This window comes from Pedococcus ginsenosidimutans, assembly GCF_039544395.1.
Lineage (GTDB): Bacteria > Actinomycetota > Actinomycetes > Actinomycetales > Dermatophilaceae > Pedococcus > Pedococcus ginsenosidimutans.
On sequence record NZ_BAABLO010000011.1, the window covers coordinates 256,444 to 273,410 of the forward strand.

General features: G+C 72.9%; 17 protein-coding genes. 8 read left to right on the forward strand and 9 right to left on the reverse strand.

The features are described 5' to 3' along the window. Nucleotides 1–13 precede the first annotated feature (13 nt). Both purE and ABEA42_RS12185 read right to left on the reverse strand, forming a co-directional pair. Nucleotides 14–538, reverse strand: a complete 525-nt coding sequence (gene purE / locus ABEA42_RS12180) for a 5-(carboxyamino)imidazole ribonucleotide mutase (protein WP_345503644.1) — start codon at nt 536–538, stop codon at nt 14–16. Further along, complete coding sequence (locus tag ABEA42_RS12185) at nt 535–1,731, reverse strand: 5-(carboxyamino)imidazole ribonucleotide synthase (protein ID WP_345503646.1); 1,197 nt, start codon at nt 1,729–1,731, stop codon at nt 535–537. The genes purE and ABEA42_RS12185 overlap by 4 nt, the downstream gene beginning before the upstream one ends. A 105-nt stretch (nt 1,732–1,836) precedes the next feature. Here ABEA42_RS12185 and ABEA42_RS12190 point away from each other — a divergent pair, with 105 nt between their 5' ends. Next, nucleotides 1,837–2,334 (forward strand): GtrA family protein, encoded by a 498-nt coding sequence (locus tag ABEA42_RS12190; protein WP_345503647.1) that lies wholly within the window; start codon nt 1,837–1,839, stop codon nt 2,332–2,334. A gap of 308 nt (nt 2,335–2,642) precedes the next feature. On the opposite strand, the gene ABEA42_RS12195 is transcribed toward ABEA42_RS12190, so the two are convergent. The 5 genes from ABEA42_RS12195 to ABEA42_RS12215 form a co-directional block, all read right to left on the reverse strand. Beyond that, nucleotides 2,643–3,668, reverse strand: coding sequence for a sensor histidine kinase (locus ABEA42_RS12195; protein ID WP_345503648.1), 1,026 nt, complete (start codon nt 3,666–3,668; stop codon nt 2,643–2,645). A 9-nt stretch (nt 3,669–3,677) separates the two neighbouring features. Further along, nucleotides 3,678–4,355 (reverse strand): response regulator transcription factor, encoded by a 678-nt coding sequence (locus ABEA42_RS12200; RefSeq protein WP_056882506.1) that lies wholly within the window; start codon nt 4,353–4,355, stop codon nt 3,678–3,680. Nucleotides 4,356–4,385: 30 nt separating this feature from the next. Next, nucleotides 4,386–5,177, reverse strand: a complete 792-nt coding sequence (locus ABEA42_RS12205; RefSeq protein ID WP_345503650.1) for an enoyl-CoA hydratase/isomerase family protein — start codon at nt 5,175–5,177, stop codon at nt 4,386–4,388. Next, nucleotides 5,174–6,313: an adenylate/guanylate cyclase domain-containing protein gene (locus tag ABEA42_RS12210; protein WP_345503652.1), complete on the reverse strand. Its 1,140-nt coding sequence runs from the start codon at nt 6,311–6,313 to the stop codon at nt 5,174–5,176. The genes ABEA42_RS12205 and ABEA42_RS12210 overlap by 4 nt, the downstream gene beginning before the upstream one ends. A 181-nt stretch (nt 6,314–6,494) precedes the next feature. Further along, nucleotides 6,495–7,274, reverse strand: a complete 780-nt coding sequence (locus ABEA42_RS12215) for a biotin--[acetyl-CoA-carboxylase] ligase (RefSeq protein WP_345503654.1) — start codon at nt 7,272–7,274, stop codon at nt 6,495–6,497. A 24-nt stretch (nt 7,275–7,298) separates the two neighbouring features. Between ABEA42_RS12215 and ABEA42_RS12220 the strand changes: the two genes are divergently transcribed. Further along, on the forward strand, nt 7,299–8,963 hold the full coding sequence (locus tag ABEA42_RS12220) for an acyl-CoA carboxylase subunit beta (protein WP_345503656.1): 1,665 nt from the start codon (nt 7,299–7,301) through the stop codon (nt 8,961–8,963). After that, a complete protein-coding gene (locus ABEA42_RS12225) occupies nt 8,963–9,184 on the forward strand; it encodes an acyl-CoA carboxylase subunit epsilon (RefSeq protein ID WP_345503658.1) in 222 nt (73 codons plus the stop codon). Before ABEA42_RS12220 ends, ABEA42_RS12225 begins: the two co-directional genes overlap by 1 nt. Nucleotides 9,185–9,213: 29 nt before the next feature. Here the strand turns inward: ABEA42_RS12225 and ABEA42_RS12230 are convergent, their stop codons facing one another. Next, entirely contained in the window at nt 9,214–9,879 is a 666-nt protein-coding gene (locus ABEA42_RS12230) for an MOSC domain-containing protein (RefSeq protein WP_345503660.1), read from the reverse strand. Nucleotides 9,880–9,953: 74 nt separating this feature from the next. On the opposite strand from ABEA42_RS12230, the gene ABEA42_RS12235 reads away from it, so the two are divergent. The 5 genes from ABEA42_RS12235 to ABEA42_RS12255 all read left to right on the forward strand — a co-directional run bounded on the left by ABEA42_RS12235 (nt 9,954) and on the right by ABEA42_RS12255 (nt 15,331). Then, entirely contained in the window at nt 9,954–11,651 is a 1,698-nt protein-coding gene (locus ABEA42_RS12235; RefSeq protein WP_345503661.1) for a DUF885 domain-containing protein, read from the forward strand. Between the two features lie 151 nt (nt 11,652–11,802). After that, nucleotides 11,803–13,686, forward strand: a complete 1,884-nt coding sequence (locus ABEA42_RS12240; RefSeq protein ID WP_345503663.1) for a Na+/H+ antiporter — start codon at nt 11,803–11,805, stop codon at nt 13,684–13,686. Nucleotides 13,687–13,717: 31 nt separating this feature from the next. Beyond that, nucleotides 13,718–14,380, forward strand: a complete 663-nt coding sequence (locus tag ABEA42_RS12245; protein ID WP_345503664.1) for a Maf family protein — start codon at nt 13,718–13,720, stop codon at nt 14,378–14,380. Nucleotides 14,381–14,480: 100 nt separating this feature from the next. Then, nucleotides 14,481–14,990, forward strand: a complete 510-nt coding sequence (locus ABEA42_RS12250; protein WP_345503666.1) for a hypothetical protein — start codon at nt 14,481–14,483, stop codon at nt 14,988–14,990. Beyond that, nucleotides 14,987–15,331 carry a winged helix-turn-helix domain-containing protein gene (locus tag ABEA42_RS12255; RefSeq protein ID WP_345503667.1) on the forward strand — a complete coding sequence of 115 codons (345 nt, stop codon included), beginning with the start codon at nt 14,987–14,989 and terminating at the stop codon, nt 15,329–15,331. The genes ABEA42_RS12250 and ABEA42_RS12255 overlap by 4 nt, the downstream gene beginning before the upstream one ends. Before the next feature lie 27 nt (nt 15,332–15,358). Here the strand turns inward: ABEA42_RS12255 and ABEA42_RS12260 are convergent, their stop codons facing one another. Beyond that, nucleotides 15,359–16,957, reverse strand: a complete 1,599-nt coding sequence (locus ABEA42_RS12260) for an acyl-CoA carboxylase subunit beta (protein ID WP_345503669.1) — start codon at nt 16,955–16,957, stop codon at nt 15,359–15,361. Between the last annotated feature and the right edge of the window lie 10 nt (nt 16,958–16,967).

Genomic DNA, 16,967 nt, shown 5'->3' on the forward strand with positions numbered 1-16,967 from the left:
GCCCGGTCGTCCGCTAGCGCCCGCGGCGCTCGCGCAGGGCTGCGCCCTTCGCGTGCGCCTGGTCGCGCAGGTCGCCCTGGAAGCGCACCATCGCCTCGCGCAGTCCCACGGCGTACGGGCCCTCCCCCGCGGCCAGCACCCGAACCGCCAGCAGCCCGGCGTTGCGGGCGCCACCCACCGAGACCGTGGCGACCGGCACCCCGGCGGGCATCTGGACGATGGACAGCAACGAGTCCATGCCGTCGAGGTGCTTGAGCGGGACCGGCACACCGATGACGGGCAGCGGGGTCACGGCGGCGAGCATGCCCGGCAGGTGGGCCGCGCCCCCCGCGCCGGCGATGACGACGCGCAGGCCGCGACCGGCGGCCTGCTGTCCGTAGGCGATCATCTCCTCCGGCATGCGGTGCGCCGAGACGACGTCCGCCTCGTAGGGCACGCCGAACTCCTCGAGCGCCGAGGCGGCCAGCTCCATGACGGGCCAGTCGCTGTCGCTGCCCATCACGAGCCCGACGAGGGGCGCCTGCTGCTGGTCGCTCATTCGGTGATCACTCCTGCGAGGTAGTCGGCCGCGTGACGCGCCCGCTCGCGCAGGTCGTCGAGGTCGGTGCCGCTGACGGTCACGTGCCCGATCTTGCGGCCGGGTCGGACCGCCTTGCCGTAGAGGTGCACCTTGAGCGCGGGGTCCCTGGCCATGATGTGGCGGTACGCGGGGTACAGGTCCGGGTAGTCGCCGCCGAGGACGTTCGCCATGACGGTCCAGGGGGCTCGCGGTGTGGGGGCGCCCAGCGGGAGGTCGAGGACCGCGCGCAGGTGCTGCTCGAACTGCCCGGTGACCGCGCCGTCCATCGACCAGTGGCCGCTGTTGTGGGGACGCATCGCGAGCTCGTTGACGACGTACGCGGCCGCGCCGGAGCCGGGGTCGCGCACCTCGAACATCTCCACGGCGAACACCCCGGTGACGCCGAGCTCCTCGGCGATGCGCAGGCCCGCCTCGGTGGCCACGGCCGCGAGGTCGGGGTCGAGGCCGGGAGCGGGGGCGAGTACCTCGGTGCAGATGCCGTCGGTCTGGACCGTCTCGACGACGGGCCACGCCGCGGCCTGGTTGGACGGGCTGCGGGCGATGAGCACGGCGAGCTCGCGGACGAAGTCGACCTTCTCCTCCAGGAGCACGCCGTCGTGCAGGGCACCGGGCGCGCCCACCTGGTCGAGCCAGTCCGCGACCTCCGCGGCGGAGCCGATGACGCGCACGCCCTTGCCGTCGTAGCCCCCGCGCGGCGTCTTGGCCACCACGGGCCAGCCGACCTGCTCGGCGAAGTCCTCGACCTCTGCCGCGGTGCGGGCCCGTGCCCACCGCGGGCAGGCGACCCCGATGGTGGTGAGGCGCTCGCGCATCGCCAGCTTGTCCTGGGCGAAGCGAAGGGCCTCCGGCGTCGGGTGCAGGGCCACCCCCGAGGACACCAGGGCCTCGAGGACGGCCGGGGGCACGTGCTCGTGGTCGAACGTCACGACGTCGCAGTGACGGGCGAAGTCGAGCACGTCGTCGACGTCGGTGTGGTCACCGACCGGCGAGTGCGGGACCACCTGGGCCGCAGCCGCGTCGGGCGCCTCGGACAGGACGCTGAGGGTGATGGAGAGCTCGGCGGCCGGGCCGGCGCACATCCGCGCCAGCTGCCCCCCGCCGATGACGCCGACGACCGGGAACCCTCCGGGAGCACGCTGCGGTGAGGTCACGCGGCGAGGATATCGGCCCAGACGCGGGAGCCTTCGCCCCGCCTCACGGGTCGGGCGCGCGCGAGCCGCCACGCGGCATACAGGTCGCGCCGATAGTCTCCACTGGTGTCAGCGAGCCCCTCCCTCGTCACGCGCCTGCGCGGGACGGTCGACGTCCTCTACCGCGAGATCATCAAGTTCGGGGTGGTGGGGGCGGTGGCCTTCGTCATCGACCTCGGCGGGTTCAACCTCCTGCGGGCGACCGTGCTTCAGGGCGAGGGCACCTGGATCCTGTCCAGGGCGGTCATCGCGACCATCATCTCCGCCGCCGTCGCCACCGCGGTCGCGTGGGTCGGCAACCGGATGTGGACGTTCCGGCACCGGCGCAACCGGCCGGTCCACCACGAGGCCATGCTGTTCGCGCTCACCAACGGCGTGGCCCTGCTGATCCAGGCCGCGTGCGTCGGGCTCACCAACCAGCTGGTGTCGGGGCCGACGAGCCTCGCCGCGGAGAACGCCGCCAAGGTCGTCGGCATCGGGCTCGGCACGCTGTTCCGGTTCTGGGCCTACCGGCGCTTCGTCTTCAGCCAGGAGCTCGAGGACACCTCACCCGTGTCCCGCTGAGGTCGACCGGCCCGCGGTCGCCGGCGTGCCGCTGCGCCGTCGCCGCGCCCGCACTTCCGGACGAGTGGCCGAAGTTTGGCCCCCCGTACGCCGCCGCGCCCACACTTCCGGGCGAGTGGCCGAAAGTTGGGCCCCCGTACGCCGCCGCGCCCACACTTCCGGGCGAGTGGCCGAAAGCTGGGCCCCCGTACGCCGCCGCCCCCACACTTCCGGGCGAGTGGCCGAAGGTCCGGGGGCAGCGAGGAGCCGCATCCCCACGAGGGTGTGTGGGCAGGGCACAACAGGGGGCTGAGAGTTGGCCGGGCCGCTCAGCCGGCGTCGGACTCGCTGAGGAACAGGGCGAAGATCGCCGGCTGGGCCTGGATGAGCTCGAGGCGCCCGCCGTTGGACTCGGCGAGGTCACGGGCCAGCGCGAGACCGAGGCCGGTGCCGCTGGTCGTCACAGAGCGCTCGAAGATGTGCGGCGCGATGGTGGCCGGCACGCCCTCGCCCTGGTCGCTCACCTCGACGACGACCGACGGGCCCGACCGTCGGGCGTGCACGTCGACGGTGCCCCGGCCGTGCGCGAGGGAGTTCTCCAGCAGGGTGGAGAGCACCTGGGACAGCGCGACCGGCGTGGCCTGGACGACGAGTCCCCGCTCGCCGTGCACGCGGACGCTGCGCCGGGCCTGCTCGAACGCGGGCTGCCACTCGCGCTGCAGCGCGGCGATGACCGAGTCCAGTGACACGGTCGCCTTGGGCTCGTCACCGCCTCGGCGGGTGCGCGACATGAGGTCGTCGACGACGCGGGTGAGGCGCTCCACCTGCGCGATGGCGATGTTGGCCTCCTCCTGCACGACCTCGAGGTCGTCGGTGGCCGCGATCTCCTCGAGCCGCATGAGCAGCGCGGTGAGCGGCGTACGCAGCTGGTGCGAGGCGTCGGCGGCGAAGTCGCGCTCCGAGGCGAGCGACTTGGTGAGCGTCTGGGCGCTGCGTGAGAGCACCTGGCTCACCTGGTCGAGCTCGGCGATGCCCGTGTGCAGCGGCTGGATGCGCGACTCCCCCGCCCCGAGCCGCTCGGCCCGGTCGGCCAGCAGGGTCATCGGGCGCGAGAGCCGCTGCGCCTGCTGGATGGCGACGAACACCCCGACACCGAGGGCCAGCACCGCGAGCGCGATGACCACCCCGCCGAGGCGCATGGAGGTGGACGCGGGGGTGCCGGCGTCGAGCCACTGCCACACCACGCCCTGTCCGCGGACCGTCGCCCGCCAGATCGCGAAGCCGACCGGGGCCATGGTGATGAGGATGGCCAGGCTGACGGCGAGGACGGTCGAGCGGATCAGCTGTTGGCGCATGTCAGCGGGTCAGACCTCTTCGCCGCGCTCGAAGCGGAAGCCGACACCACGGACGGTGGCGATGTAGCGGGGCTGGGCGGCGTCGTCGCCGAGCTTCCGCCGCAGGACCGAGATGTGCATGTCGAGGGTCTTGGTCGACCCGAACCAGGCGGTCTCCCAGATCTCGCGCATGAGCTGCTCGCGGGAGACGACCTTGCCCTGCTCGCGCACGAGGACGCGCAGCAGGTCGAACTCCTTCGCGGTGAGCTGGAGCTCCTCCTCGCGGAACCAGGCGCGCCGGCCCTCGGGGTCGATGCGCACCAGCTCGTTGGTGGAGGGGGCGTCGGTGGGGTTGCGGCGCAGCAGCGCCCGCACCCGGGCCAGCAGCTCGGCCAGCCGGAACGGCTTCGTGACGTAGTCGTCGGCGCCGGCGTCGAGCCCGACGACGGTGTCGACCTCGTCGGCGCGCGCCGTGAGGATCAGGACCGGGACCGTGCGGCCCTCGGCGCGGATGCGGCGGCACACCTCGAGGCCGTCGACGTACGGGAGGCCGAGGTCGAGCACCACGAGGTCGGGGTTCTCCGCGGACGCCTCGAGGGCGGCTCGTCCGTCGGCACGGACGTCCACGTCGTACCCCTCACGGCGCAACGCGCGAGCCAGGGGTTCGGAGATGGCGGGGTCGTCCTCGGCCAGCAGCACTCGGGTCATGGGGGTGATCGTAGGCAACCGGGGGCCCGATCAGCGACCGGGCCACACCGGAGGACGCTTTTCGTTGAAAGCAGCAACACCCTCGGCCCGGTCGGCGGAGAAGGCGGTCGCGGCCCAGCGCTCGTCCTCGATCTGCAGCCCGGCGTCGAGGTCGGTGTCGAACCCGAGCCGCATGGCGGCCTTGGCGTTGCGCACGCCGACGGGCGAGTGCCGCGCGATGGTGGTGGCGAGCTCGAGCGCCCGGTCACGGGCGGTGCCGGCAGGCACCACCTCGTCGACGGCCCCCAGGGCGTGGGCGTCGGCCGCGGAGAACCGCTCGGCCGTGAACACCATGCGCGCCGCCCGTGACCAGCCGACGCGCCGCGTCAGCAGCTGGGTACCGCCCCCTCCGGGGATGACGCCGACGGACACCTCGGGGAGCCCGACCACGGCGGAGTCGCCGCAGACGACCAGGTCGCACGACAGCGCGATCTCGAAGCCACCGCCGAGGGCGTACCCGTCGACCGCCGCGACCACCGGGACGGGCAGGTCGAGCACCCCCCGGTACGCCGCGCGGGCCAGCGGCCGCTGCGCGCGCAGCTCCTCGTCGGTGAAGTAGTTTCGCTCCTTGAGGTCCGCGCCGACGCAGAAGGCCTTCGGGTGGGTGGAGCTGACGACGACGGCCCGGACGGTCGGGTCCTCGGACAGCTCCTTGGTCGCACGGCCCAGCGCGTGGGCCATCTGCGTGGAGACGGCGTTCATCGCCTCGGGGCGGTCGAGCACGATCTCGGCGACGTGGCCGCCCTCGCCGTGCCGCTCGGTACGGACCAGTGCCGTGCTCATGGGGTGTCCTTCCGGGGGTCGGTCAGGGTGGAGGCTGCGGAGGTGGCCGCGACGGTCCCGGGGGCGCGTCCGCCGAGGCGGCCACCGGCCGCCCGGCGCAGCTCGCTCGGTGTCACCTCGCCGATGCCGCGCAGGGTCCGCCGCCGCAGCGCGGTGGTCTCGAACCCCGACACCGAGGCGAGCGCGGAGGCGAGCGCGTCGTCGACGAGCACCCCTCCACCCGGCGCCACGCTGGTGAGGCGGCTGGCCCGGTTGACGGTCGTGCCGAAGACGTCACCGAGCCGCGACAGGACCGGGCCGACGGCCATGCCGACGCGGACGTCGGGAAGCAGGTCGTCCTCGGCCATGGTCTCGACGAGGTCGAGCGCGACCGCGGCGGCGGGCGCGGCGTCGATGGTGACGAAGAGGATCTCGTCGCCCACGGTCTTGATGACGCGGCCACCGTGGGCCGTGACGATGTCGGTGGCGAGCGCCTCGAACCGCTGCACCATCACCGCCAGCTGCCGCTCGGTCATGCGGCGCACCAGGGAGGTGAAGCTGACGAGGTCGGCGAACCCGACGACCCTGCGCACCCCCTGCGAGGACTGCTGCGGGTCGGCGTCGGCGAGCATGCGCGAGATGGCGGCGGTGAGGTGCCGCCGCCAGGCGTAGATCAGGAGCGGCTCGAGGCTGTCGGCCATGTCCGCGAGCTTGCGGGCGGCAGCCCTGGCGGCGGCCTGGTCCGGCACCGCGCGTGCATCCGCCTCGTCGAGCGCCGCCTCCAGGCCCGGGGCGGCCAGGGCCTCGGCCATGAGCTGGGTCTGCCAGACGGCCAGGCGGTCGGTGGTGCGGGCGAACGCGCGGGTCAGCGCGAGGGCGGTCTGCTCGTCGAGCTCCTCCTCGCGCACCAGCCGGGCGACGGCCATGAGGGCCATCTGGTCGGCCTCGGTGAACATCGCGTCGTCGTCCTCGACGATCGGGAACCCGAGGGCGTGCCAGAACTTGCGCGCCGACAGCAGCGACACCTCGGCCCCGCGGCTGACGTCGCGGCGGGCCATGGTCGCCGGCTTGCCCAGCAGGCGTGCCTCGAGGTTGTCCGGTCCCAGGGCGGCGAAGTCCTCGGGGCGCACGATGCGGTGTCGGCCGACCTCGGACACGACTGACACCTCCTCGGGCTCCTCGGGCAGGGTTCACGGATGGGCTGCTCGGGGCGCACCGTCGCGCTCCCCTCACCCCGCATCATGCCGTGCGCACCCCGGGCCTGCCGTCCGGGACCGGCCGTGTCGGGCTCCCTGTCCGGTCCGGGTGCGGCTGCCCGGCGAGCCGGTGCGGCGCGGGTCAGCCCACGGGGCGCACGTGCACGACGTCGCCGGCGGCGACCGGGTACTCGGTGCCGCCCCCGGCGACCACGAGCCGTCCCTCCTCGTCGACACCCGTCGCGCGCACGCGGCGCACGTCCGCGGCGCCGACGTGGAGCTCGACGTCACGGCCGATGGTCAGGCAGGCGGCGCGGTACGCCGCGTGGACGCCGGCGCGGGCCTGCGACCCGTCGCAGAGGTCGGCGTGCCAGCGCGCGAGGTGGGTGAGGATCGCGACGACGAGGTCCTCGCGGCGGACGTCCGGTGCTCCGGCGAGGCGCAGCGAGGTCGCCGTGTCGACGGGCAGCTCGTCGCGCTCCTGGTCGACGTTGACGCCGATCCCGACGACGATGCCCCCGGGCTGGAGCTCGCAGAGGATGCCGCCGACCTTGCGCTCGCCGTCGGCCGGGAGCAGGACGTCGTTGGGCCACTTCAGGGCGGCCTCGACGCCCGCCACGTCGCGTACGGCGTCGCGGACCGCGAGGCCCGCGGCGAGCGGCATCCACTCGCGCCCGGTGTCCGGCGCCGGCAGGAGCACCGACAACGTCACCGAGGTGCCGCGCGGCGTCTCCCACGTGCGCCCGAGGCGTCCGCGGCCTGCCTGCTGGTGGTCGGTCACCACGACGTGGAACGGCCGCGCGATGCGCGCGGCCTCTGCGTTGGTGGAGCCGAGCTCGTGGTGCACGTCGACATCGGTCCACCGGGATCCCGACGTGACCAACGCCTCGTGCAATGCCTCACGCTGGAGAGGTTCGCGCATGGGGTCAAGGCTAGGCTCCCGGCCATGGCGCAGACCACCGATCCCGTCAACGAGGACGCCCCCGCCCCGGTCTCGACCGGTGGCACCGACGTCCCCGACGACATCGACATCCACTCCACGGCCGGCAAGCTCGCCGACCTCAAGCGCCGCGTGGCCGAGGTCGCGCACGCCGGGTCCGAGCGGGCGGTGGAGAAGCAGCACGCGCGGGGCAAGAAGACCGCCCGCGAGCGGCTCGAGATGCTCCTCGACGAGGGCTCGTTCGTGGAGATGGACAAGTACGCGCGCCACCGCAGCACCGCCTTCGGCCAGGAGCAGAACCGGCCGTACGGCGACGGGGTCGTCACCGGGTACGGCACGGTCGACGGGCGCACCGTCGCGGTCTTCGCGCAGGACTTCACCGTGTTCGGCGGCTCCCTCGGCGAGGTGTTCGGCGAGAAGATCTGCAAGGTCATGGACTTCGCCATGAAGGTCGGCTGCCCCGTCGTGGGGCTCAACGACTCCGGCGGCGCGCGCATCCAGGAGGGCGTGGTCTCCCTCGGCCTGTACGGCGAGATCTTCCGCCGCAACGTGCACGCCAGTGGCGTCATCCCGCAGATCTCGCTCGTCATGGGCCCCTGCGCCGGCGGGGCCGTCTACTCCCCCGCGGTCACCGACTTCACGGTGATGGTCGACCAGACCTCCCACATGTTCATCACCGGCCCCGACGTCATCAAGACCGTCACCGGCGAGGTCGTCTCCTTCGAGGACCTCGGCGGCGCGCGCGCCCACAACACCCGGTCCGGTGTGGCCCACTACATGGGCGACGACGAGGCCGATGCCATCGAGTACGTCAAGGCCCTGCTGTCCTACCTGCCGAGCAACAACCTCGAGGAGCCGCCGTCCTTCGCCGACGACGGCGACCTGCCCTCGCTCGAGGTGACCGACGACGACCGCGTCCTCGACACGCTCATCCCCGACAGCCCCAACCAGCCCTACGACATGCACACCGTGATCGGCACCGTCGTCGACGACGGCGAGTTCCTCGAGGTGCACCCGCTCTTCGCGCCGAACATCATCTGCGGGTTCGGGCGTGTCGAGGGTCGTTCGGTGGGTGTCGTGGCCAACCAGCCCATGCAGTTCGCCGGCACGCTCGACATCGACGCCTCCGAGAAGGCGGCCCGCTTCGTGCGCACCTGCGACGCGTTCAACGTGCCGGTGCTGACCTTCGTCGACGTCCCCGGGTTCCTGCCGGGCACCGACCAGGAGTGGGACGGCATCATCCGCCGCGGCGCCAAGCTCATCTACGCCTACGCCGAGGCCACCGTCCCCCTCGTCACCGTCATCACGCGCAAGGCCTACGGCGGCGCCTACGACGTCATGGGCTCCAAGCACCTCGGCGCCGACATCAACCTCGCGTGGCCCACCGCCCAGATCGCCGTGATGGGAGCCCAGGGCGCGGTCAACATCCTCTACCGCCGCCAGCTCGCCGCAGCCGAGGCGGCCGGCGAGAACGTCGACGAGGCGCGGGCACGGTTCATCACCGAGTACGAGGACACCCTCGCCAACCCGTACATCGCGGCCGAGCGCGGCTACGTCGACACGGTGATCACGCCGTCCAACACCCGCATGAACGTCACCAAGGCCCTGCGGGCGCTGCGCACCAAGCGCGAGACGCTTCCCCCCAAGAAGCACGGGAACATCCCGCTCTGATGGCAGCCGACGACGTTCCCGAGCGCACCCCGCTGCGGCTGGTCCGGGGTGACGCCAGCCCCGAGGAGATCGCGGCGCTGCTCGCCGTCCTGTCCGCCGCGTCCGGTGGCGAGGAGGCGACGGCTCCGCGGCGCACCTCGGTGTGGGCCTCGCGCGAACGGCTGGTCCGCCGGCCGCTCAGACCGGGACCCGGCGCCTGGCAGGCCTCCGCCTGGCGCTGACGGCAGGGGCCCCACCCTGCAGCGACCCGTCAGCGGCTGCGGCGCTCGACCGTCTCGCGCAGCTCGGCCGCGTCCTCGGCCCCCAGCGCACCGGCATCCAGCACACGACGGGCGGCGTCGAGGTCACCGGTGAACGCCCGGAAGGCGACCACGACGTCGACGTCGTGGTCCGGGCGGGAGACCACCTCGACCGCGTCGCCGCTGCGTACGGTGCCGCCGGTCACCACCGACAGGTAGGCGCCGGACCGGCCCACCTCGGTGAAGCGGCGGACCCAGCCCTTCTCGCCCATGCGCGCCTGGAAGGTGGCGCACGGGATCCGGGGACCGCACACCTCGAGCACGACCTCCTCGCCCACGGCCCACCGCTCACCGAGCAGCGCGGCGTCGACGTCGAGTCCGGTGGTGGTCAGGTTCTCGCCGAACAGCCCGTTCGCGAGGGGTCGTCCCAGGCGCTCCTCCCACCGGTCGAGCTCCTCCCGGGCGAAGGCGTACACCGCCTGCTGGTCGCCGCCGTGGTGCTGCACGTCGCCGATGAAGTCGCCCTCGAGGCCGCTGCCGAGGCCGCCGTGCTTGGGGCCCGGGGCCCGCAGGACCGCGGAGCCGACCGGGGTCTTGCCGATGCCCGTGACCCCGACCTGCTTGGCGGGGTTGGGCTCGGCGCGGCCGACGTTGAGGGACAGGACTCGAGCGCTCATGGCCCCCACCCTAGGGACGCAGGCAACCAGGATTTCCGGTGACGCCGTCAGGGCGCTGGGGTACCTTCGCCCGGGTGAGCCACGACACCTCCACAGCCCGCCCAGCCACCCCCATCGACCAGATCGCCGACGACTTCCTCGCCGAGCTCGTCGCCCTCAGCCCGATCACCGCGACCGGCCTCGGGATCGCCGGCCACGAGGAGGACCTCGACGACTTCTCCCCCGCGGGCCTCGAGGCCGCCTCGCGGCTGCGCCGGGAGACCCTCGCCAGGCTGGAGGCTGCCGAGGCCGTCGACGACATCGACCGGGTCACCCTGGCCGCCATGCGCGAGCGGCTGGGCCTCGCCGAGGAGGTGCACGCCTCAGGGCTGGAGGAGATGTCGCTCAACGTCATCGCCTCGCCGCTGCAGGAGATCCGCGGCTGCTTCGACCTCATGGCGACGGCCACGGAGGAGGACTGGGGTGTCATCGCCCGGCGCATGACCAAGGTGCCGACGGCGCTCGACCAGTGGAAGCAGAGCCTCACCACCGCCGCCGGGCGCGGCGACGTCGCGCCCCGGCGACAGGTCCGGGCCTGCGTCCAGCAGTGCCGTGACCTCACCGCCGACGACGGCTACTTCGCGAGCCTGCTGTCCGGCGCGAAGGCCGACGACACCGAGCTCACCGACGGCACGCGTGCCGAGCTCGCGTCCGCGGTCGCCACCGCGAGCGAGGCGTACGCCGACCTCGGACGCTGGCTCGAGGCCGAGCTCCTCGACCGGGCCCCGGAGGCCGACGCCTGCGGACGCGAGCGCTACGCCCTGTGGTCGCGACTGTTCCTCGGCGCCGAGGTCGACCTCGAGGAGACCTACCGCTGGGGCCAGGACGAGGTCGCCCGGATCAGCGCCGAGATGGCAGCCGTGGCCGACCAGATCAAGCCCGGGGCCACCGTCAAGGAGGCCATCGCCGCCCTGGAGGACGACCCCCGCTACCAGCTGCACGGGACCGACGAGCTGCGGACGTGGATGCAGACCAAGGCCGACGAGGCCATCGCCGTCCTCGCCGACACCCACTTCGACATCCCCGACCCCGTGCGCCGCATCGAGTGCATGATCGCCCCCACCCAGACGGGCGGCATCTACTACACCGGCCCGAGCGAGGACTTCACCCGGCCGGGCCGGATGTGGTGGTCGGTGCCGAAGGGCGTCACGGAGTTCGGCACCTGGAAGGAGCTCACGACCGTCTACCACGAGGGCGTCCCGGGCCACCACCTCCAGGTCGCCCAGACGGTGTTCCGCTCCGAGCTGCTCAACCGCTGGCGCCGGATCCTGGCCTGGACCTCGGGCCACGGTGAGGGCTGGGCCCTCTACGCCGAGCTGCTCATGGCCGAGCTGGGCTACATGGACGACCCCGGCAACCGCATGGGCCTGCTCGACAGCCAGTCCCTGCGGGCCGCCCGCGTCGTCATCGACATCGGTGTGCACTGCGGGTTCGAGGCGCCCGAGGAGGTCGGCGGCGGGGAGTGGACCTACGACAAGGCCTGGGCCTACCTCACGGCGCACGCCAACCAGGGCGAGGCGTGGCTGCGCTTCGAGCTCGACCGCTACCTGGGCTGGCCCGGCCAGGCGCCGTCCTACAAGATCGGCGAGCGGCTGTGGCTGCAGCTGCGCGAGCAGGTCCGCCTGCGTGAGGGTGACGCGTTCAGCCTCAAGGACTTCCACCGCAAGGCCCTCGACATCGGCGGCGTCGGGCTCGACACCCTGCGCCAGGCCGTCCTGGGGGAGCTCGCCTGACCAGCGCCCTCGCGCACCACCCGCCGGCCACCCCGCCGTCCACCCCGCCGTCCACCCCGCCGTCCACCCCGCCGTCCACCCCGCCGTCCACCCGGCCGTCCGTCCCGAGACGCCATCGGCGGGGTGGACGGCCAGGTGCGAGGATGCCGACGTGGAACTCGCCCTGACCCTGGTGGTCCTCGTCGCCGCGGTCATCGCCGTCGCCGGACTCGCGAGCAAGCTGGCCGTGCCGGCGCCGCTGGCCCTCATCGTCACCGGCATCGTCGCCTCGTTCGTGCCGTTCATCACCGAACCGGTGCTCACCCCGCAGGTCGTGCTCTACGGGTTGCTCCCCCCGCTGCTCTACGCCGCGGCGGTCCGGACGTCCCTGGTGGACTTCCGGGCCAACACGACGTCGATCGTCGCGCTCTCGGTCGGCCTCGTGCTCTTCACGGCGGCCGGGGTCGGTCTCGTGACCTGGTGGCTGCTCCCCGTGCCGTTCGCCGTGGCGTTCGCCCTGGGTGCGGTCGTCGCGCCGCCGGACGCCGTCGCCGCCTCGGCCGTGGCCCGCCGGATAGGCCTCCCCCGCCGGGTCGTGACGATCCTCGAGGGTGAGTCGCTCGTCAACGACGCCACCGCGCTCGTCTCCCTGCGGACGGCCATCGCCGCCTTCACCGCGGCGGGCACCGCCCAGGCCGTGACGATGGGCTCGGTGGCGGGCGACTTCGCCTGGGCCGTCATCGGCGGTGTCGGGTTCGGTGTCGTGGTGGCCTTCGTGGTCGGGTTCGTGCGCAGGTCCTTCACCGACCCGGCGATCGACACGTCCCTGTCCTTCATCGTGCCCTTCCTCGCCTTCCTCCCGGCCGAGCACTTCCACTCCTCGGGCGTCCTGAGCGTGGTGGTCGCGGGGCTGCTGCTCGGGCACAAGTCCCCCGTCGTGCAGAACGCCGCGTCGCGCCTGAGCGAACGGATCAACTGGGCGTCGGTGCAGTTCCTGCTGGAGAACGCCGTGTTCCTCATGATCGGCCTGCAGATGCGCCGCATCGTCAGCGACGTGGCGAGCTCGGGGCTCGGCTGGGGCCGGGTGCTCGTGGTCTCGGCAGCCGTCCTGGCGACGGTGGTGCTCCTGCGCCCGGTCTACGTCTTCCCGACGCGGTGGTTCTTCGGCCGGTTCGACAAGGGGGTCAGCCCCACCTCTCGGCCCTACGCGCAGAGCGCGATCATCTCGTGGGCCGGTATGCGGGGCGTCGTCACCCTGGCCGCCGCGTTCACGCTCCCGCCCAGCACGCAGTACCGCGGCCTGCTCGTCTGGATCGCCATGGTGGTGACCGTCGGGACCCTGCTCCTCCAGGGCACCACGCTGCCGCTGCTCGCGCGCGCCCTGCGGGTGCGCGGGCCCGACCCGCGCGAGGACGCCCTGCAGGAGGCCACCATCCTCCAGGCCTCCGTGGCCGCCGGCCTGAAGGCCCTGGAGGAGTGCGACGAGTCCGACCCCGACGTCATCGAGACCCTGCGCACCCGCGCCGAGAACCGCACCAACATCGTCTGGGAGCGCCTCGGACAGGGCCGCGAGGGTGCGGAGACCCCGAGCGAGACCTACCGTCGCATGAGGATGACGATGCTGCTCGCCGAGCGCCGGGAGCTGCTGCGCATCCGCGACGAGGGACTGGCCGACCAGGAGGTGCTCTCCCATGTCATGGACCAGCTCGACATCGAGGAGTCGATGCTCGACCGGATCGAGAGCCGTACCTCCGACCTGCGGGACGAGCCCATGCTCCCGGTAGAGCGCGCGGAGGACGAGTGCCAGCACCTGGCCGCGGCGCACGACCGGTTCGTGGCCCCGACGAGCCCGCACGGCTGCGAGGAGTGCCTGCGCGACGGCACGACGTGGGTGCACCTGCGGCTCTGCCTGCAGTGCGGCCACGTCGGCTGCTGCGACTCCTCGCCGGAGAAGCACGCCGACGCCCACTTCCACCAGACCCGCCACCCCGTGATGCGCAGCTTCGAACCGGGTGAGTCGTGGCGCTGGTGCTTCGTGGACAACCAGCTCGGCTGAGCACCGCCCCGGCACGGCTACAGTCCCGGTCATGACCAACCCGACCGCTTCCATCGTCCTGGCCTCCGCCTCGCCCGCCCGCAAGAAGCTGCTGCTGGCAGCAGGGGTCGAGCCGAGCATCGTCGTCAGCGGCGTCGACGAGGACGCGGTCACGGCCGCCGCCCGGGAGACCTACGGCGAGCTGGCCCCCGAGGACGTCGCCCTCGTCCTGGCCCGCGCCAAGGCGGAGGACGTGGCCGGGCAGATCGAGCACGCCGTCGTGGTGGGCTGCGACTCGGTGCTCGAGCTCGACGGGGAGGTCCACGGCAAGCCCGCCGACGCCGCCGAGGCGGTCGAGCGGTGGTCGCGCATGAGCGGTCGCTCCGGCGTCCTGCACACCGGTCACTGGGTGGTGGACATGCGCGAGCCGGGAGCCGGCGGCACCGGGGCCACGCTCGGGGCCACGGCGTCGACCACCGTGCACTTCGCCCGGGTCGACATGGCGGAGGTCGAGGCGTACGTCGCGACCGGCGAGCCGCTGCGCGTCGCCGGCGCGTTCACCCTCGACGGCCTCGGCTCTCCCTACGTGGCCGGTATCGAGGGCGACCCGAGCAACGTCGTCGGCCTCAGCCTCCCGCTGCTGCGCGAGCTGCTCGAGGAGGTCGGCATCCCCTGGCGCTCCCTGCGCAGCGCCAGCTCCGCCCGCGGCAACTGACACGTCCCGGTGACCTGCTCGTTCACTTGACGAAGTGGAAAGTACTTTCTATCGTCGGGAACGAGTCGCCGACGGGGCGGCCACGACCGAGGGGGGCACGATGCGGGGCAGCGACCACGACGACACGACGGACCGGACCGCCATCGGCAGGGACGGCGTGGGAACGATGACGACCAATCCCAGCCCGGAGGAGGCGCGCCGGCAGCTCCAGGCTGCGTCGAACGCCTCCGTCGGCTCGCGCCGTGATGCCACCGTGCACGGGCTGGCCACCGCGGGGCTGGGGGTGCTCGTCGGCGCCTACGTCGCGGTGTCCGAGGTCATCGACGGCCGCGGCCCGTGGGACCACCTCGCCCTCGCCGGGTACGCCGTGCTCCTCGTCGCCCTGTGCCTCGTGCCGCGTGGCACGCGTTCCCGCCCCCGCCACACCAGGACGGCGGTGCGCCGAGCCTCGGTGCCGACCGTCCTGCTCGCCTTCGCCGCGATCTTCGTCATGAACGCCTGGGGGCACACGGTCCCCGTCGCTCCCGGCTACCTCGTCCTCGCGGCCGCCGTCGTGGCCGCCCCGCTGGTGGTCGCCGGCGCCACCATCGTCAGGGGCAGCCGCCGGTGAGCGCGACCGACGCCGCAGCGGCGGGCTCGGCCCCTCACCTGGCGGCCGCCGTGCACGCGCGGCACCGCCTGGACGAGGTGATCCACGCCCCGGTCCGGTTCAGCATCACCGCGGCGCTGGCCAGCGTCGACGAGGCAGAGTTCGCGACGGTCCGCGACGCCGTGGAGGTGTCCGACTCGGTGCTGTCCAAGCAGGTCTCGACCCTCGAGTCCGCCGGCTACGTCAAGGTGCGCAAGGGGTACGTGGGCAAGCGCCCCCGTACCTGGCTGTCGCTGACCCGGTCGGGGCGGACGGCGTACGAGCACCACCTCGCGGCGCTGCGCGAGATCGCGGGGGCCTGACCCGGGGCGAGGTCCCCGGCCGGACGGTCAGACCGGGGGAACGTCGCGGCGCTTGGTCGCGAAGTGGCGTTCGCGCCCGGCGGCGTACCGCAGGCGCAGCAGCAGCTCGGCACGCAACGCGTCGGCCTCGATGACCTGGTCGAGCACGAGGTCGGCGGCGAGCCGCTCGAGGTCGACGTCCTCCTCGTACTCGCGCCGCTTCTCCTGCACGAACGCCTCGCGCTCCGCCTCGTCCTCGATCGCCGCGATCTTGTTGGCGTACACCGCGTTCACCGCCGCCTCGGGCCCCATCACGGCGATGCGCGCGGTCGGCAGCGCGATGGTCGCGTCGGGGGCGAACCCGGGCCCGCCCATGGCGTAGAGGCCGGCGCCGTACGCCTTGCGGACCACGATGCAGAACTGCGGCACGGTCGCCGACGAGACGGCGTGCACCATCTTGGCGCCGTGGCGGATGATGCCGCCACGCTCGACCTCGGAGCCGATCATGAAGCCCGGGACGTCCGCGAGGTAGAGCAGCGGGATCGAGAACGCGTCGCACAGCCAGATGAAGCGCGCGGCCTTGTCGGCGCTGTCGGTGAACAGCACGCCACCCTTGACCATGGAGTTGTTGGCGACGATGCCGACGGTCTCGCCGGCCATGCGCCCGAACCCGATGACGAGCTCCGGGGCGAACAACGGCTTGACCTCGAAGAACGACTCGTCGTCGACGAGCCCGTCGATCACCTCGTGGATGTCGAACGGCTGGCTCTCGCGCTCGGGGACCGTGTGGCGCGTGAGCGGCCTCGACGGCTCCTCGGGGGCGTAGGTAGGCAGGTCGGCGCGCCAGCTCGTGGGCATGTAGGAGAAGTACAGCTTCGCGAGCTCGATGGCCTCGGTGTCGTCGGACACCAGCAGGTCGCCGACGCCGGAGACGGTGCAGTGCATCCGCGCGCCGCCCATGTCCTCCAACGAGACCTTCTCGCCGACGACCATCTCGGCCATGCGCGGGCTGCCGAGGTACATCGACGCGTTGCCCTCGACCATGATGATGAGGTCGGTGAACGACGGGATGTAGGCACCGCCGGCTGCACTCGGGCCGAACAGGCAGCAGATCTGCGGGACCTTGCCGGACAGCGCGACCTGGTTGTGGAAGATCTTCCCCGCGCCGCGACGCCCCGGGAACATCTCGACCTGGTCGGTGATGCGCGCACCCGCCGAGTCGACGAACCAAAAAACCGGCAGCTCCTCGCGCAGGGCCGCCTCCGTGGCGCGCACGATCTTCTCGACCGTCCGCGAGCCCCACGAGCCGGCCTTGACCGTCGGGTCGTTGGCGATGACGACCGCCGGCCGGCCGTCGACCGTGCCGCGCCCCGTGACAACGCCGTCGGCGGGCAGCCCCGGCGCCATGGCGTTGGCGAACCGCCCGTCCTCGACGAAGCTCCCCTCGTCGAAGAGCAGCGCGATCCGGTCGCGCACGTAGAGCTTCCCCTGCGCGTCGAGCTTCGCCTTCGCCTTCTCGGGCGCGGAGGCCGAGGCCTCGTACGCCGCCGCGAGCCGGCGACGCACGTCGCCCACCTTGGGGTCGGCGCCGGAGTCGCCGGCCACGGCGAAGGCTGGACTGCTGTCGTCGGCGGTGCTCACCGCCATACCCTCTCGC

Bases quoted from the DNA above. Each gene is read 5' to 3' on its own strand.
- ABEA42_RS12260 (WP_345503669.1), bottom strand. From the start codon at position 16,957: ATGGCGGTGAGCACCGCCGACGACAGCAGTCCAGCCTTCGCCGTGGCC.
- ABEA42_RS12220 (WP_345503656.1), top strand. From the start codon at position 7,299: ATGGCGCAGACCACCGATCCCGTCAACGAGGACGCCCCCGCCCCGGTC.
- ABEA42_RS12250 (WP_345503666.1), top strand. From the start codon at position 14,481: ATGCGGGGCAGCGACCACGACGACACGACGGACCGGACCGCCATCGGC.
- ABEA42_RS12225 (WP_345503658.1), top strand. From the start codon at position 8,963: ATGGCAGCCGACGACGTTCCCGAGCGCACCCCGCTGCGGCTGGTCCGG.
- ABEA42_RS12200 (WP_056882506.1), bottom strand. From the start codon at position 4,355: ATGACCCGAGTGCTGCTGGCCGAGGACGACCCCGCCATCTCCGAACCC.
- ABEA42_RS12205 (WP_345503650.1), bottom strand. From the start codon at position 5,177: ATGAGCACGGCACTGGTCCGTACCGAGCGGCACGGCGAGGGCGGCCAC.
- purE (WP_345503644.1), bottom strand. From the start codon at position 538: ATGAGCGACCAGCAGCAGGCGCCCCTCGTCGGGCTCGTGATGGGCAGC.
- ABEA42_RS12230 (WP_345503660.1), bottom strand. From the start codon at position 9,879: ATGAGCGCTCGAGTCCTGTCCCTCAACGTCGGCCGCGCCGAGCCCAAC.
- ABEA42_RS12245 (WP_345503664.1), top strand. From the start codon at position 13,718: ATGACCAACCCGACCGCTTCCATCGTCCTGGCCTCCGCCTCGCCCGCC.
- ABEA42_RS12215 (WP_345503654.1), bottom strand. From the start codon at position 7,274: ATGCGCGAACCTCTCCAGCGTGAGGCATTGCACGAGGCGTTGGTCACG.
- ABEA42_RS12195 (WP_345503648.1), bottom strand. From the start codon at position 3,668: ATGCGCCAACAGCTGATCCGCTCGACCGTCCTCGCCGTCAGCCTGGCC.